The sequence below is a fragment of the Streptomyces sp. LMG1-1-1.1 genome (assembly GCF_040815545.1).
In the GTDB taxonomy this organism is placed as follows: Bacteria; Actinomycetota; Actinomycetes; order Streptomycetales; family Streptomycetaceae; genus Streptomyces.
Window position 1 is genome coordinate 83543 of sequence record NZ_JBFPNH010000018.1, and the last position, 16227, is coordinate 99769.

Sequence of the window (16227 nt, forward strand, 5' to 3'; positions counted from 1 at the left end):
TCCCTACCTCAGCTTCGGGTCGAGGGCGTCGCGGACGGCGTCGCCGAGCATGATGAAGGCGAGCACGGTGATGGCGAGCGCGCCGGCCGGCCAGAGCAGCATGTGGGGCGCGTTGCGGATGTACTGCGACGCCGAGGAGATGTCGATGCCCCAGGAGACGGTCGGCGGCTTCAGGCCGACGCCGAGGTACGACAGCGTCGCCTCGAGCGCGATGTACGTGCCGAGGGCGATGGTGGCGACGACGATCACCGGGGCGACGGCGTTGGGCGCGATGTGGCGCAGCATCATCCGGGAGTTGGACGCTCCCAGGGCCCGGGCCGCCTGGACGTAGTCGTTCTGTTTGGCGGTGATGACGGAGCTGCGGGCGATGCGGGAGAGCTGCGGCCAGCCGAGCAGCACCATGAAGCCGATGACGGGCCAGACGGTGGAGCTGGTCACCACGGACAGCAGCACCAGGCCGCCGAGGACGACGGGGATGGCGAAGAAGACGTCGGTGATCCGGGACAGGACGCCGTCCCAGGCGCCGCCGAAGAAGCCGGCGAGCCCGCCGAGGAGGCTGCCGAGGATCGCGACGCCGAGGGTGGCGAGGACGCCGACGGTCACCGACGTCCGGGCGCCGTACACGGTGCGGGTGTAGACGTCGCAGCCCTGGCCGTTGAAGCCGAAGGGGTGGCCGGGCTGGGAGCCTTCCTGCGCCTTGGACAGGTCGCAGTCGAGGGGGTCTCCGGAGGCGATGAGCTGGGGCCAGATGGAGATGACGACCAGGAAGAGGATGACCAGCGAGGAGATGATGAAGATCGGGTTGCGGCGCAGGTCGCGCCAGGCGTCGGACCACAGGGAGCGGGGCTTCTTGTCGGCACCGGTGCCCATCGGGCCGCCGGGCGCCCGCCCGCCGGAGGCGGCTGATGGACGCTGTTCCAGGGTCTCGCCTTCGGCCGTCGCGAGATCGGACGCGCCGCCGGCACCGGTAGGGGCGATGGCTCGGCCCTCCTCGTACGACTCAAGCGGCTCGGGCTGCTCAGGCATAGCGAATCCTCGGGTCAAGGACGGCGTACAGGAGGTCGACCAGGAGGTTGGCCAGCAGGAACACCAGGACGAGGATGGTCACGAAGCCCACCACGGTCTGGGTGTTCTGGCGGACGATGCCCTGGTAGAGCTGGTAGCCGACGCCGTGGATGTTGAAGATCCGTTCGGTGACGATGGCTCCGCCCATGAGGGCGCCGACGTCGGCGCCGATGAAGGTCACCACGGGGATCAGGCTGTTGCGCAGCAGGTGCCGGCTGATGACCCGGTGGCGGGGCAGGCCCTTGGCGACGGCCGTGCGGACGTAGTCGGCGCGCTTGTTCTCGGCGATCGAGGTCCGGGTGAGCCGGGTGACGTACGCGAGTGAGACGGAGGCGAGCACCAGGCCGGGCACGATCAGCTCGCCGAAGGTCGCCTCGGGCGAGACGGCCGGTTTGATCCAGCCCCATTTCACGCCGAGGAGGAGCTGGACGAGGAGGCCGGTGACGAAGGTCGGGACGGAGAGGACGACCAGGGTCAGCAGCAGGACGGTGGTGTCGACGGGGCGGCCGCGCTTGAGGCCGGTGACGACGCCGAGGCTGATGCCGATGACGATCTCGAAGAGGATCGCGACGATGGTGAGCCGAATGGTGACGGGGAAGGCGCTGGCCATCAGTTCGGTGACGGGCTGCCCGTTGAAGGCGGTGCCGAAGTCTCCGGTGAAGACGTTGCCCATGTAGGTCAGGTATTGCTGCCAGACGGGCTTGTCGAGGCCGAACTCCTTCTCCAGCTGGGCGGCGGTCGCCGGGTCGCACTGGCGGTCGCCGCACAGTCCGGCGATGGGGTCGCCCATCACGTTCACCATCAGGAAGATCAACAGCGTGGCGCCGAAGAAGACCGGGATCATCTGCAGCAGCCGCCGGATCACATATCGACCCATGAGGGGCTCCGGGGGTTGGCTCCGGGGAGAGGACTGGGGAAGGCGTACGGCCCGGCGGCGCGGGGGTCCGCGGGCCGGGCCGTACGCCGCCGACCTGTACGGCCTGCTACGGCGTCACTTGACCTTGATCTGGTCGTAGACCGGGACGCTGAAGGGGTTCAGGGACACGTTCGAGACGTTCTCCGAGTAGCCGGCGCTGCCGTTCTGGTACCAGAGCGGGATGGCGCCCATGTCGTCGCGGAGGACGCCCTCGGCCTGCTGGAAGAGCCCGATGGCCTTCGCGGTGTCGGCCTCGGCGTTGGCCTCGTTCACCAGCTTGTCGAACTCGGGGCTGGAGTACTTGCCGTCGTTGGACGAGGCGTTGGTGTAGTAGAGCGGCTGGAGGAAGTTCTGGATGAGCGGGTAGTCCATCTGCCAGCCGGCCCGGAAGGGGCCGTCCATCTTCGACTGGGTGACCTGGTTGCGGAAGTCGGCGAAGGTGCCGACCGGGTTGCCGACGCAGGCCTTGTTGTCGCCGAGGGCGCGGTTGATGGAGTTGCAGACGGCGTCCACCCACTCCTTGTGGGAGCCGGTGTCGGCGTTGTACGAGATCTTCATGGTGCCGCCGGGGATGCCGCCGCCCTCGGCGACGAGCTTCTTGGCCTGGGCCGCGTCGTACTTGCAGAACTCGCCGCAGACGTCCTTGAAGCCGCCGTCCTCGCCGAGGACCGGGGAGGTCCAGTCGACGGCGGGGGTGCGGGTCTTCTGGAAGATCGTCTCGGTGATCTGGTCGCGATCGATCGCCATGGAGAGGCCCTGGCGGAGCTTCTCCTGCCCGGGCTTGTTCCAGGCCGGGTCGTAGAACGGGAAGGACAGGGTCTGGATGATGCCGGCGGGGACGTTGATGTACCGGTCGCCGAGGTCCGCCTGGACGTTCTTGAGCTGGGAGGCGGGCACGTCGTCGACGAGGTCGAGGTTGCCGGCCGTCAGGTCCGTGTAGGCGGTGTTGTTGTCGGTGTAGACCTTGAGGGTGATGCCGCCGTTCTGGGCCTTGTCGCTGCCGGGGTAGGAGTCCCAGCGCTTGAGGGCCATCTGCGAGCCCTTGGAGTACGAGTCGACGGTGTACGGGCCGTTGCCGACGGGCTTCGAGAGCCAGGCGGCGTGGTCGTCGTAGAAGGCCTGGGGCAGCGGCGAGAAGGCCGCGTAGCCGAGGGTGATCGGCCAGGTGGAGAACTTCTGGGTGAGCTTGACCGTGAAGGTCTGGGGGCCCGTCACCTTGAGGCCGGACATCGTCTCGGCGGTCGGCTCGCCCTTCTCGGGGTGCACCTGGTCGTAGCCCTCGATCTGGCCGAAGAAGTACGCGTTCTTCTGGTTGTTCTTCAGGTGGGCGGCGTAGTTCCAGGCGTCGACGAAGGACTTGGCGGTGACCTTCTCGCCGTTGGAGAAGGTCCAGCCGTCCTTGACCGTGATCGTGAAGTTGGTCGAGTCGGTGGTCTCGATGCTCTGCGCGAGCATGTCCTTGGCCTCGCCGGTCTTGGGGTCGTACTGCTTGAGCCCCCGGAAGATCATGGAGAGGACCTTGCCGCCCTGGACCTCGTTGGTGTTGGCCGGCTCGAGCGGGTTCTGCGGGTCGCCCCACGAGGAACTCACGATGCCGTCGGCACCTCCGCCGCCGCCGCTGTCGTCGCCGCCGCCGCAGGCAGTCGCCGCGAGGGCGACGGCGGTGGCCAGTGCGGCCCACTTGGCGTGCGTGGCTCCGCGCATGGAGTGCCTCCCGTATGTCCTGAGTCTCACTTAGGCCCCAATATCACCTGATATTGACGGGTATGCACTTCCAGGGCACCCGTACGGACGCCCCCACGACGAAGGGGCGCCCCCGGTCCGTGTGGACCGGGGGCGCCCCTCTGTCATGCGCGCGATGCGTCAGTGCGCGGCGACGACGTTCTTCTCCTCGGCGAAGTGGCACGCGGAGAAGTGCGCGGCCGGGGTGTCGAGACCCTTGAAGTGCGCCGGGACCGCGAGGACCGGAGCCTCCTGGGAGCACCGCTCCTGCGCCTTCCAGCAGCGGGTGCGGAAGCTGCAGCCCGACGGCGGGTTGGCCGGCGAGGGGACGTCACCGGTGAGGATGATCCGCTCGCGGTGGGCACGGGCCTCCGGGTCCGGCACCGGCACCGCGGAGAGCAGCGCCTGCGTGTACGGGTGCGTCGGGTGCTCGTAGATCTGCTCGTCCGTACCGATCTCGGCCATCTTGCCGAGGTACATGACGCCGACGCGGTCCGAGATGTGCCGGACGATCGACAGGTCGTGCGCGATGAAGAGGTAGGAGAGGTTGAACTCGTCCTGCAGCTTCCCCATCAGGTTGATGACCTGCGCCTGGACGGAGACGTCCAGAGCCGAGACCGGCTCGTCGCAGATGATGATCTCCGGGTTGAGCGCGAGGCCGCGGGCGATGCCGATGCGCTGGCGCTGGCCGCCGGAGAACTGGTGCGGGTACCGGTTGATGTACTCCGGGTTCAGACCGACGACGTCGAGCAGCTCCTGCACCTTGCGGCGCCGGTCGCCCTTCGGGGCCACCTCGGGGTGGATGTCGAAGGGCTCGCCGATGATGTCGCCGACCGTCATGCGCGGGTTCAGCGAGGTGTACGGGTCCTGGAACACCATCTGGATGTTGCGGCGGACGGCCTTCAGCGCGCGCCCGGACAGCTTGGTGATGTCCTGGCCCTTGTAGAAGACCTCGCCGGCGGTGGCCCGCTCCAGGTTCATCAGGAGCTTGGCGACCGTGGACTTGCCGCAGCCGGACTCGCCCACGATGCCGAGGGTCTCGCCCTGGAAGAGGTCGAAGGAGACCCCGTCCACGGCCTTGACCGCGCCGACCTGCTTCTTGAAGAGGATGCCCTGCGTCAGCGGGAAGTGCTTCTGCAGGTTGCGCACCTGGAGGATCGGTTCGCCGCGGCCCACGGGGGCATCGAGGGCGGCGGCCACGGCCTCGTCGTTCGTGCTGAGGTCAGCCATGGATCGTCTCCTTCCAGAAGTGGCAGGCGCTCTTACGGCCCGGGAGATCCGCGCCGTCCTGCTCGGTGACCGGCACCAGGGCCGGGATCTCCGTACGGCAGATGTCGTCGGCCTTCGGGCAGCGCGGGTTGAAGGCGCAGCCGGAGGGCACCTTGAGCAGGTTGGGCGGCAGGCCCTTGATCGCGTAGAGCTCCTGGCCCTTCTGGTCCAGGCGCGGGATCGAGTCGAGCAGTCCGCGGGTGTACGGGTGGGCCGGGCGCTTGTACAGCTCGTGCACGGGCGCCTGCTCGACGATCCGGCCGGCGTACATCACGGCGATCTTGTCCGCGACGTCGGCGACGACGCCGAGGTCGTGGGTGATCAGGATCAGGCCCATGTTGTATTCCTGCTGGAGCTCCGCGAGGAGGTCCATGACCTGGGCCTGGACGGTCACGTCGAGAGCCGTGGTGGGCTCGTCGGCGATGATCAGGTCCGGCTCCAGGGCAAGCGCCATGGCGATCATGATGCGCTGGCGCATACCACCGGAGAACTGGTGGGGGTAGTCCGAGACCCGCGCCTTGGCGGCGGGGATCTTGACCTTGTCCATCAGCTCGATGGCCTTGGCCTTGGCGTCCTTCTTGGACATCCCGTGGTGCACGCGGAACATCTCGCCGAGCTGGTAGCCGACGGTGAGGACCGGGTTGAGCGAGGACAGCGCGTCCTGGAAGATCATCGCGATCTTCCGGCCGCGGATCTTCCGGCGCTCCTCCTCGGACATCTTCAGCATGTCCTCGCCGCGGAACAGGATCTCGCCCTGCGGGATCCTGCCCGGCGGCATGTCGAGGATGCCCATGATGGCCTGCGCGGTGACGGACTTGCCGGAGCCGGACTCGCCGAGGACGGCGAGGGTCTCGCCGGCGTTCACCGAGTAGTTGACACCGTTGACCGCCTTGGCCACACCGTCACGGGTGTGGAACTCGACGTGCAGGTTGCGGACTTCGAGCAGCGGGCCGTTGGAGTCGGCTCCGTCGCGCGGCGCGGGGACGGCCGCGGTCTTGTCGATGATGCTCATCTTTTACGCCCTCCTCAGCGCAGCTTGGGGTCGAGGGCGTTGCGGACGGCTTCGCCGAGCATGATGAACGCCAGAACGGTGATGCTCAGCATGATCGAGGGCCAGAGCAGGACGTGCGGGGCCACTCGGATCTGGGCGACACCGGCGGAGATGTCGACACCCCACGAGACGGTCGGGGCGGCGAGGCCGAGGCCCAGGTAGGACAGGGTCGCCTCGGCCGAGATGTAGCCGCCGAGCGCGATGGTGGCGACGACGATGACCGGGGCCATGGCGTTCGGCAGGATGTGCCGGAACAGGATCCGGGTCGTGCCGGCGCCGAGGGCCTTCGCCGCGTGGACGTAGTCGGCCTGCTTGATGGTGATCACGGCACCGCGCATGACGCGGGTGATCTGGGTCCAGCCGAGGAACGCGAGGGCGAAGACGACGACCCAGACGGTCCGCTCGACGAAGGCCTGCAGGACGACCATGGCACCGAGCAGGAACGGGATGCCGAAGAAGACGTCGGTGAGACGGGAGAGGACGGCGTCGATGAGACCGCCGAAGTAGCCCGAGATCATGCCCATGATGCCGCCGACGACCGTGACGATCGCGGTGACGGCGATGCCGACCGTGACCGAGGCACTGGTGCCGTGGATCAGTCGGGCGTAGACGGAACGTCCCTGCTGGTCGTAGCCGAGCCACTCCGGCGAACCGACCTTGCTCAGCTCGGGCTTGCTCAGGAAGTGGTGGACCAGGTCACCGGCGGTCGGGGACGCGCTGGTGAAGAGGGTCGGCCACGCCGAGATCAGCAGCAGCAGCGCGATCAGCACCGACGACACGAGGAAGTACGGGTTGCGGCGGAGGTCGGCCCAGGCGTCGCCCCAGAGGCTGCGGGCCTTCTCCGGCTTGCCCGCCGCCGCGGACGCGTCCACCGAGGGGGTGGCGACGGCGTCCTCGACTGCGGTGGCGGTCTTGGTCACGTCAGGCATACCGGATCCTCGGGTCCAGGACCGCGTACAGCAGGTCGATGAGCAGGCTGGTGACGAGGTAGACGATCACCAGGATGGTGACCAGGCCGACCAGGGTGGCGCCTTCACGACGGGAGATCGACTCGGCGATGACACCGCCGACACCCTTGATGTTGAAGATCGACTCGGTGACGATCGCGCCGCCCATGAGGGCGCCGATGTCGGTACCGAGGAAGGTGATCACGGGGATCATCGAGTTGCGCATCAGGTGGACGCCGATGACGCGGCGGCGCGGCAGGCCCTTGGCGACGGCCGTGCGCATGTAGTCGGCGCGCAGGTTCTCCGCCATGGACGTACGGGTCAGTCGTGCCACGTACGCGAGGGAGAGGCAGCCGAGCACGATGGCCGGCGCGATCAGCTCGGCCCACTGCGGCTCGGTGCTGACGTTCGGCGAGATCCAGCCCAGGTTGAAGGCGAAGACCATCTTGATGATGAAGCCGAGGACGAAGACCGGAACCGAGATGATCAGCAGGGTGAAGATCAGGATCAGGTTGTCCGCGAGGCGGCCGGCACGCAGGCCGCCGATGACACCCAGGCCGATGCCGAAGATCAGCTCGATGGCGAACGCCAGGGTGGCCAGCTGGAGGGTGATGGGGAACGCGTCGCCCAGCACATCGGTGACCGGCAGTCCGTTGCGGATCTGGGTACCGAAGTCCAGGTGCAGGACCATGTCCCGCATGTAGAAGATGTACTGCTGCCATGTCGGCTTGTCGAGACCCAGCTCGTGGCGCTTGGCGGCGAGTGTCGCCGGGTCGGCGCCCTTGTCGCCGAACATCGCCAGCACGGGGTCACCGGGCAGGCTGTGCACCATGAGGAAGATCAGCAGGGTCGTCCCGAGGAATACCGGGATCATCTGGAGCAGTCGTCGTGCGACATAACGCCCCATCATGCCTCCGTTGAGATGTGACAGCGGCAACCAACGGGCCCTCCCCCGACACGGCATACCCGGAGATCGGGCATGGGATGTCGTGGAAGGGCCCCCCGGCCGCTGCGTAAGGCACCGTCACGGGGCTGACGTTCCATCAGCCCCGTGACGGCGTGCGGACTACGCTTGGGTGGTTACTTCTTGACGATCACGGTGTCCAGGATCGGGTCGCCGTCCTGGCCGTACGTCACGCCGGAGACCTTCTCCGAGAAGCCCGCGTTGACCTTGTAGTACCAGAGCGGGATGGAGGGCATGTACTTCACGAGCTCCTTCTCCACCTCCTGGTACTGCTTCACCGACTGGTCGAGGGTGGCGGCCGAGTCGGCGGCGAGGATCTTGGTGTCCAGCTCCTTGACGGAGAAGCCACCCTGGTTGCCCGCCGCGGTGCTCAGGAACAGGTCCTTGATGAAGTTCGCGTTCACCGGGTAGTCGAGCGACCAGGCGGAGCGGTACAGGGACTTGACCTGCTTCGTCTTCCGAGCGGTGAGGTCCGCCTGGAAGTCGGTCTTGCTGTCGCCGACGCACGCGACGCTGGTGGCCTGGGTGATGCTGTTGCAGACAGCGTCGACCCACTCCTTGTGACCGCCATCCGCGTTGAACTGGATGAAGATCTTGTTGCCCGGGACGCCGCCGCCGGCCTTGATGAGCTCCTTGGCCTTGGTCGGGTCGAACTTGGTGACGTCGCCCGCGGCGTTCTCCTGGTAGCCCAGGATGCCCTTCGGGACCCAGCCCGTCGCCGGCTCACGGGTGCCCTGGAGCACCGTCTTCGTGATGGTGGCGCGGTCGATCGCCATCGAGAGGCCCTGGATGACGCGGACGTCGACCGGCTTCGGCTTCTTCCACTGGTCCGCGTAGAACGCGACACCGATGGACTGGATGGCGGCGTGGTCGGCGTCGACGGCGCGGTCGCCCAGGTCCTGGTGGTAGACCGGGAGGTCCTTCGGACCGATCTGGCGGATGACGTCGAGGTTGCCCGACTTCAGGTCCTCGTACGCGGTCTCGAGGGTGGTGTAGTTCTTGAAGATCACACCACCGTTCTTCGCCTTGTTCGGGCCCTTGTAGCCGTCGAAGCGAACGATCTCGATCTGCTTCTTGTGGTCCCAGCTCTTGAACTTGTAGGGACCGTTGCCGACCGGCTTCTCGGCGGCGGCCTTCGGGTTCGCGTAGAAGGACGCGGCGAGCGGCGCGAACGGCGTGTACGCGAGCTTGTGACCGAAGTACGGGACGGCCGTGGTCAGCTCGATCGTGAACGACGTGTCGTCGATGATCTTCAGGCCGGCCAGGGTCTTGGCGGTCGCCTTGGCGCCCTCCGCGTCCGGGTGGACCTTGTCGTAACCGACGATGTCGGAGAACCACGAGGAGAGACCCATGGCGTTGTCGATGTGGGCGTTCCAGTTCCACGCGTCCACGTAGGACTTGGAGGTAACCGGAGTGCCGTCGTGGAAGGTCCAGCCCGGCTTGAGCTTGACGGTCCACTTCTTCGAGTCGGTCGTGGTGAGCGACTCGGCGTTGATCATCTCCAGCGAACCATCGGCCTTGTAGCCGACCAGGTTCGAGTAGACGGCCTTCATCACGCCGGCGCCGTTCGACTCCATCGTGTCGCCGGTGTACAGCAGCTTCTCCGGCTCACCAAGGTCGGTGGTGAAGATCCCGTTCGGGTCCACAGCGCCCTTGGCGTCCGAGCCGCCGTCACTCTTGCCCCCGCCACAGGCGGTCGCAGCCAGGGCGACGATGATCGCGCCCGTTACCCACTTGGCGCTCTTGGCACCGCGCATGGGTTCCTCCTCATGAGTCCACTTGTCGCTTCATGGGGGGTACTTCGAGTCTCGCCGACACCCCTGACGGCGTTGCACTCATGTACCCCAAGTGTGCTCGTGAGTCGGCACTCCCCACAGTGCGTGACCCATTGACCCGAGCTCAATGGAGCCAACTATTAAGTACGTCCGGGCCGTAAACCACACTTAAGCGGTCTCGTTTTGACAACATCACCGAGGCCTGGGATACCGAAATCCGGACAAAGTGAGTTCAGACAGACACCCCCGAAACGGACTGTTAATACACGTTCCGGAGAGCGACGCCCGGTATCCGGACATCCGGTCGTTGTATTCGACTTGACGTCAACGACCACACCCACGCTTCCCTGACGGGGTGTCGGACGTCACATCGCCGGAAGCCCGACACCCCGTGAGGGGTGCCGGGCTTCCGATCGCCGTTCGTCGGGCGCTGCGCGTGTCCGGTACGGGGGACGGCGACAGCCGCCCTCGTACGACTGGGCCCCGGCGCAACCGCCGGGGCCCAGTCACATCAGCGAGCGCTCTCACCCGCCCATGGCGCTACTCGAGGGAGGTCTCGGGTGGTTCGTCCCCGACTCCCCGTCTTCCGGCCGGTGTCAGCCGTTCTTGGCGCGGGAGGAGGCGCGACCACGCGCGTTCTGGTCGAGGATGACCTTGCGGATGCGCACGGCCTCCGGGGTGACCTCGACGCACTCGTCGTCGCGGCAGAACTCCAGGGACTGCTCCAGGGACAGCTTCCGCGGCGGGACGATCGCCTCGAAGGAGTCGGCGGAGGAGGAGCGCATGTTGGTGAGCTTCTTCTCCTTGGTGATGTTCACGTCCATGTCGTCGGAGCGGGAGTTCTCGCCGACGATCATGCCCTCGTACACCTCGGTGCCGGGGTCGGTGAACAGGACGCCGCGCTCCTGGAGGTTGGTCATCGCGAAGGCGGTGACGGCGCCGGCGCGGTCGGCGACCAGCGAACCGTTGTTACGGGTCGTCAGCGTGCCGAACCACGGCTCGTGGCCCTCGTGGATGGAGTGGGCGATGCCCGTACCGCGGGTGTTGGTCAGGAACTCCGTACGGAAGCCGATGAGGCCGCGGGACGGAACGACGAACTCCATGCGCACCCAGCCGGAGCCGTGGTTCGACATGTTGTCCATGCGGCCCTTGCGGACGCCCATGAGCTGCGTCACGGCGCCCATGTGCTCCTCGGGGACGTCGACCGTGAGGCGCTCGACCGGCTCGTGGACCTTGCCGTCGACGAGCTTCGTGACGACCTGCGGCTTGCCGATGGTGAGCTCGAAGCCCTCGCGGCGCATCTGCTCGACCAGGATGGCGAGCGCGAGCTCACCGCGGCCCTGGACCTCCCAGGCGTCGGGGCGCTCGGTGTCGAGGACGCGGAGCGAGACGTTACCGATCAGCTCGCGGTCCAGACGGTCCTTGACCTGGCGGGCGGTGACCTTGCGCTGCTTGACCGCGGACTTGGCGTCCGCGCCCTTGCCGGTGCCACCGCGGCCGACGAGCGGCGAGGTGTTGGTGCCGATGGTCATGGAGATGGCCGGCTGGTCGACCGTGATCAGCGGAAGCGCGATCGGGTTCTCCGGGTCGGCCAGGGTCTCGCCGATCATGATGTCGGGGATACCGGCGACGGCGCAGATGTCACCGGGGCCCGCGACCTCGGCCGGCTTGCGGGTGAGCGCCTCGGTCATCATCAGCTCGGTGATGCGGACGTTGGAGATCGTGCCGTCCCGCTTGATCCACGCGACCGTCTGGCCCTTGCGCAGCTCGCCCTGCTCGACGCGGAGCAGCGCGATGCGGCCGAGGAAGTTGTCGGCGTCCAGGTTGGTGACGTGGGCCTGGAGCGGGGCCTCCTCGTCGTACACCGGGGCCGGGACGTGCTCCAGGATGGCGCTGAAGAACGGCTCCAGGTTGTCGCTGTCCGCGGGGACGGTGCCGTTCTCCGGCTTGGTCAGCGAGGCGACGCCGTCACGGCCGCAGGCGTAGACGATCGGGAACTCGATCTGGTCCTCGTCCGCGTCCAGGTCGAGGAAGAGGTCGTAGGTCTCGTTGACGACCTCGTCGATCCGGGAGTCCGGGCGGTCCGTCTTGTTGATGCAGAGGATGACCGGCTTGCGCTGCTGGAGCGCCTTGCGCAGCACGAAGCGGGTCTGCGGGAGCGGACCCTCGGAGGCGTCCACGAGGAGGACGACCGCGTCCACCATCGAGAGACCGCGCTCGACCTCGCCGCCGAAGTCGGCGTGGCCGGGGGTGTCGATGATGTTGATCGTGATCGGGGCCCCGCCGTCCTTGGGGTGATACTTCACCGCCGTGTTCTTGGCGAGGATCGTGATGCCCTTCTCACGCTCCAGGTCGTTCGAGTCCATCATGCGGTCGTCGAGCTGCTGGTGGGCGGCGAAGGCACCGGCCTGCTTGAGCATGGCGTCGACGATGGTCGTCTTGCCATGGTCGACGTGGGCGACGATGGCGACGTTACGGATGTCGTGGCGCGTGGGCATGGGTGCTTGCGCTTCTCTCGGATCGTGGGATGCGGCGTCAGTTCCTCTTACGCCCACCGGGCGGACGCGCCACGGCTAAGTCCTATGGTACGGGGCTGCCGCGCAAGGGGCTTCCCCGCCCGGGATCCGAGAGGGTCTACTGGGAGTTTTCAAGGGTGTGGGGAGGGTCGTGCGACCGGGTCAAGGGGCCGACGCGATCCTGCCCGCCGGGTTCGCCGGCGGGCAAGGAAATTGAGCTGGTTCTGAGGTTGTGACCTGCGGTTTCGGAGGTTTCAGCGGTTTCGTTCGGCACCCTTGGAGGTTTCGGGCTTCTTGTAGCCGATGTCCTGGAAGCGGGGGCCGGCCAGACCCCAGGCTCCGGCGTTCACCAGATCGGCCTTGGCGGCGACCAGCTGGGGGCGCTGGTAGAGGGGGATGGAGCCGGCCGCGGCCCAGATCCGTGCGTCGGCCTGGCGGACCAGATCGCGCGCCTCCTCCTCGTCGAGCGTGCCCGCCGCCTGGTCGAACAACTGGTCGATGCGGTCGGTGCCGACCCGCGAGTAGTTCTGCTCGACCAGGAGCGAGCCGTCCGAGGCGGGCTCGGGCTTGGCGAAGATCGGCCGGGCGTCGGTCGCCGGGAAGGCGGACGCCGGCCAGGAGTAGAGGGCGAGGTCGTAGTCGCCGGAGGCCACGTGGTCCTTGAAGAAGCTGTCGTCCGAGACCTTGGTCACCTCGGTACGGATGCCCACGGCGTCGAGCATCCGGACGATCCGGTCGCCGACCGCCCGCAGCGACTCGGAGCCGGGCCCGGAGGGCAGGACGAAGCGGAGGCTGAGGGCCTTGCCGTCCTTGCCGAGGGCCTGCGCGGACTCGGGCACGGTGACGGGGGCGGCGGTGCCGCGCGGGGCGTAGGCCCCGGCCATGCCCTGGTCGGGCTTGGCGACCGAGTGGGCGCCGCCGGCCCGGGCTCCTGAGCCCGTACCGGTGTCGAGGGCCTCGGCGCGGGCGAGGAGCGCGGCGCTCTGGACGGCGGCGGCGGGGGCCGGGGCGAGGATGCCGGTGCCGTTCTCCGGGCCGCCCGCGCCGATGACGGGGGCGGGGGCCCGCCGGTCGCCGGGCTTGTCGTCGCCGACGATGTAGAGGCCCTCGTCGGAGGCGGTGTCGGCGGCCTTCTTCTGGGCGTCGGAGGCGGTGTCGGCGGCCTTCTTCTTGCTGTCGGTGGAGCCGCCCCCGCTCTTCTCCGCCTTCGCCTTCTCCTCGGCTTCGCTGCCCGCCTTGGTGCCGGCGGGCTTGCGGGCCGCGCCGCCCGGGACCCAGCCCGCGTCGGCGAGGAGGGCCCGCGCCTCCTTGGTGTCCTGGTCTCCGAGCGCGTCGCTGCTGTCGGCGTACGCCGCCTGGCCGGCGAGGGCCAGGTGGCTGCCGGGGGGCCGGGCGGGGAGGCCGAGCGGCTTGAGTACGGATTCGGCCAGTTCCTGGCGGTTGATGGCGCGGGCCACCGCGCGCCGGACCCGCTCGTCGGCGAGCGGTCCGGACTCGCCGTTCAGCGAGAGCTGGGTGTAGGCGGGTTCGAGGGACTTGCGGACCACGTATCCGGCCAGGGCGTCCTGGGCGGCCGCGTACTGGGCGATGGCCTGCTGGTTGTTCGCGCGGGCGGCCTGGACCGCGTCCGCCTTCTCCACGTCGGAGCCGTGGGCGAGGGCCCATGACTTCAGCGCCTTGGAGGGGGTGGTCCCGGAGCCGGGGCCGTGGGCGAGGGCGGCCTGCGCCCCGTTCCGGCCGGCGCGGGCGTCGCGGAGCGCGAGGGAGATCCGTTCGGCGGTGGAGCGGTCGATCTCGGCCAGGTCGAGCTTGCCGGCGGCGAGGGCGGCGGCCCGCTCGGAGCGGGGGACGGCGGCGAGGACGATGCTGTCGAGCTTGGCGGCCTGTCCCCACCAGCGGGGGTTGCGGGTGAGGGTGACGCCGCCGCCCTTGAGGTCGATCGACTTCAGCAGGAACGGTCCTGCAGTGGCCTTGAGGGTGGTGCGGGCCCCGTCGTTGAAGGAGTTCGGGGACCCCATCACCTGCTTCGGGTACAGCGGGGTGAAGAGGGACTGCCAGTCGGCGTACGGCTTGGCGAAGGTGACCCGCACCTCCAGGTCGTTCTTGCCCCGCTCGATCTTCTCGATCCGCTCGTACCCGGAGTTGCGGGCGGTCCAGTACGCGGTGTCGCGGCCGCTCAGGGCCCGCCACTGGGCCACGAAGTCGGGCGCCCCGATCTCCCGGCCGTCGCTCCACACCGCCTGCTGGTTGAGCTTGTAGAGGACGACCTGCTTGGGCTCGGTCTCGACCACCTGCGCCGACTCCAGGTAGTCGGCGTTGCGCTGCGGCCGGCCCCGCTCGTCGAGCGTGTAGAGGGAGGGGAGCACCGCGGCCGCGATGCGGGAGGTGGCGCCGTCGGCGTCGGCCTGGAAGCTGTTGAGGGTGGTGGGCAGCGCGTCGATCGCCCAGCGCACGGTGCCGCCGTCGGCGACCTTGTCGCGGGCCGCGGGCGCGTTGTCCTGGGCCGCGGCCCGGGACTCGTCGGCCTCGTCGTCGGAGCTGCACCCGGCGAGCACGGTGACGGCGAGGACGGCGCTGGTGAGGGTGGCGACGGTGCGGAGCGTGCGGGAGCGGGGGCTCCTGGAGCATGTCCTCCCGCGAGGGGCGCCGATCTGGGACATGACTTGTACCCCTTCGTCCAGATTTATGCCATAGAGAGATGATCAGACCTATTGCTCATACACTGAAAAGGACGGAGCGGTTTCGGCCACGGCGACACGGCGGCACGTCCGGAAAACGCCACTCGTGCGGCTCAACATCCCCGGACCGGGCGCTCCGGACGAGTGGAATCCCGTGCACATGGCTTCCCAAGCGGGATGTGACGCGCGACACTCCTGCCGAAGCCGCTCGCGGAAGTGAGGGCAACCCATGTCCGTTCAGGACGATCTGGCGGCCGTCAAGCGCTGCCTCGAAGACCTGGTCCGCACCGTCGGACAGCTGGAGCGCTCCGTCGCGGCCGAGGGCACGACCCCGCCGCCGGCGCCGGGCCGCCCCGAAAGCGTGGTGACCATCCCCGACGCCCCGTACGACAGCGGGCTCTGGACGGACACCGACGACGAGGGACTGGGAGCACGCGACCGCCACGCCCCGTAGGACGGACCGGCAACCGACCGTAGGAGGCCCTGTTGGCCGCAGGTACGCAGCCCCCGCCGAGCCACGGAGCGGCGACGGGGGTCCGCTCCCCCGGACGCGCCGCCCTCACCGCCCCCCATCTGCGCACCGACCGCTGGTGGCTCGCCCCCGCAGCCACCGCGGCGGGACTGCTGGCGTTCATCGCGTACTCGACCTGGCGGGCCTTCGCGAACGCCGACTACTACGCCGCCCCCTACGTCTCCCCGTTCTACTCGCCCTGCCTGGCGGAGAACTGCGTCCCCATGCGCGGCGGACCGAACGCCGAGATCTTCGGCAGCTGGTGGGGGCTCTCCCCCGCCCTGCTGATCCTGGTCTTCCCGCTGGGCTTCCGGCTGACCTGCTACTACTACCGCAAGGCGTACTACCGGAGCTTCTGGGCCTCTCCCCCGGCCTGCGCGGTCGCCGAGCCCCACCGCACGTACACCGGCGAGACCCGCTTCCCGCTGATCCTGCAGAACCTCCACCGGTACTTCTTCTACGCGGCCGTGCCGGTCGCCGCGATCCTCACGTACGACACCGTCCTCACCTTCCGCGACTCCTCCTACGCCTGGGGGCACGCGGGGCTCGGGACGCTGCTGTTCCTCCTCAACATCGCCCTGATCTGGGCGTACACCGTGTCCTGCCACTCCTGCCGGCACATCGTCGGCGGCAGGCTGCGGCACTTCTCGAAACACCCCGTCCGCTACCGGCTGTGGACCTGGGTCGGACGGCTCAACCGGCACCACATGCGGCTCGCCTGGGCCTCGCTCGTCAGCGTCGCCGTCTGCGACCTGTACGTCTACCTGCTCGCCACCGGCGCCTTCGACGACCCGAGGTTCTTCTGACATGAGT

The 16227-nt window shown here is 68.4% G+C and carries 12 protein-coding genes; 2 read left to right on the plus strand and 10 right to left on the minus strand.

The window, feature by feature from the left end:
- Positions 1-3: 3 nt before the first annotated feature.
- The 10 genes from MRBLMG1_RS09125 to MRBLMG1_RS09170 form a co-directional block, all read right to left on the minus strand.
- Positions 4-1026 carry an ABC transporter permease gene (locus MRBLMG1_RS09125; protein ID WP_367822533.1) on the minus strand — a complete coding sequence of 341 codons (1023 nt, stop codon included), beginning with the start codon at positions 1024-1026 and terminating at the stop codon, positions 4-6.
- Positions 1019-1942, minus strand: a complete 924-nt coding sequence (locus MRBLMG1_RS09130) for an ABC transporter permease (RefSeq protein ID WP_367822535.1) — start codon at positions 1940-1942, stop codon at positions 1019-1021. Before MRBLMG1_RS09130 ends, MRBLMG1_RS09125 begins: the two co-directional genes overlap by 8 nt.
- A gap of 114 nt (positions 1943-2056) precedes the next feature.
- Positions 2057-3685: a peptide ABC transporter substrate-binding protein gene (locus tag MRBLMG1_RS09135; RefSeq protein ID WP_367822536.1), complete on the minus strand. Its 1629-nt coding sequence runs from the start codon at positions 3683-3685 to the stop codon at positions 2057-2059.
- A gap of 159 nt (positions 3686-3844) precedes the next feature.
- Positions 3845-4933: an ABC transporter ATP-binding protein gene (locus MRBLMG1_RS09140; protein ID WP_367822538.1), complete on the minus strand. Its 1089-nt coding sequence runs from the start codon at positions 4931-4933 to the stop codon at positions 3845-3847.
- Positions 4926-5984, minus strand: coding sequence for an ABC transporter ATP-binding protein (locus MRBLMG1_RS09145; RefSeq protein WP_367822539.1), 1059 nt, complete (start codon positions 5982-5984; stop codon positions 4926-4928). The genes MRBLMG1_RS09140 and MRBLMG1_RS09145 overlap by 8 nt, the downstream gene beginning before the upstream one ends.
- A 14-nt stretch (positions 5985-5998) precedes the next feature.
- Positions 5999-6952 carry an ABC transporter permease gene (locus MRBLMG1_RS09150; RefSeq protein WP_367822541.1) on the minus strand — a complete coding sequence of 318 codons (954 nt, stop codon included), beginning with the start codon at positions 6950-6952 and terminating at the stop codon, positions 5999-6001.
- The gene (locus MRBLMG1_RS09155; protein ID WP_367822634.1) at positions 6945-7877 is read right to left on the minus strand and encodes an ABC transporter permease; all 933 of its coding nucleotides are present in this window, start codon (positions 7875-7877) and stop codon (positions 6945-6947) included. Before MRBLMG1_RS09155 ends, MRBLMG1_RS09150 begins: the two co-directional genes overlap by 8 nt.
- Positions 7878-8050: 173 nt before the next feature.
- Positions 8051-9691: a peptide ABC transporter substrate-binding protein gene (locus MRBLMG1_RS09160; protein ID WP_367822543.1), complete on the minus strand. Its 1641-nt coding sequence runs from the start codon at positions 9689-9691 to the stop codon at positions 8051-8053.
- A 614-nt stretch (positions 9692-10305) separates the two neighbouring features.
- Positions 10306-12207, minus strand: coding sequence for a translational GTPase TypA (typA, locus tag MRBLMG1_RS09165; protein WP_355967926.1), 1902 nt, complete (start codon positions 12205-12207; stop codon positions 10306-10308).
- 272 nt (positions 12208-12479) lie between these two features.
- Positions 12480-14885, minus strand: coding sequence for an ABC transporter family substrate-binding protein (locus MRBLMG1_RS09170; protein WP_367822545.1), 2406 nt, complete (start codon positions 14883-14885; stop codon positions 12480-12482).
- A gap of 247 nt (positions 14886-15132) precedes the next feature.
- Between MRBLMG1_RS09170 and MRBLMG1_RS09175 the strand changes: the two genes are divergently transcribed.
- Both MRBLMG1_RS09175 and MRBLMG1_RS09180 read left to right on the plus strand, forming a co-directional pair.
- Complete coding sequence (locus MRBLMG1_RS09175; protein WP_367822547.1) at positions 15133-15357, plus strand: hypothetical protein; 225 nt, start codon at positions 15133-15135, stop codon at positions 15355-15357.
- A 32-nt stretch (positions 15358-15389) separates the two neighbouring features.
- Positions 15390-16220, plus strand: a complete 831-nt coding sequence (locus MRBLMG1_RS09180; protein ID WP_367822549.1) for a hypothetical protein — start codon at positions 15390-15392, stop codon at positions 16218-16220.
- The last annotated feature ends 7 nt before the right edge of the window (positions 16221-16227 follow it).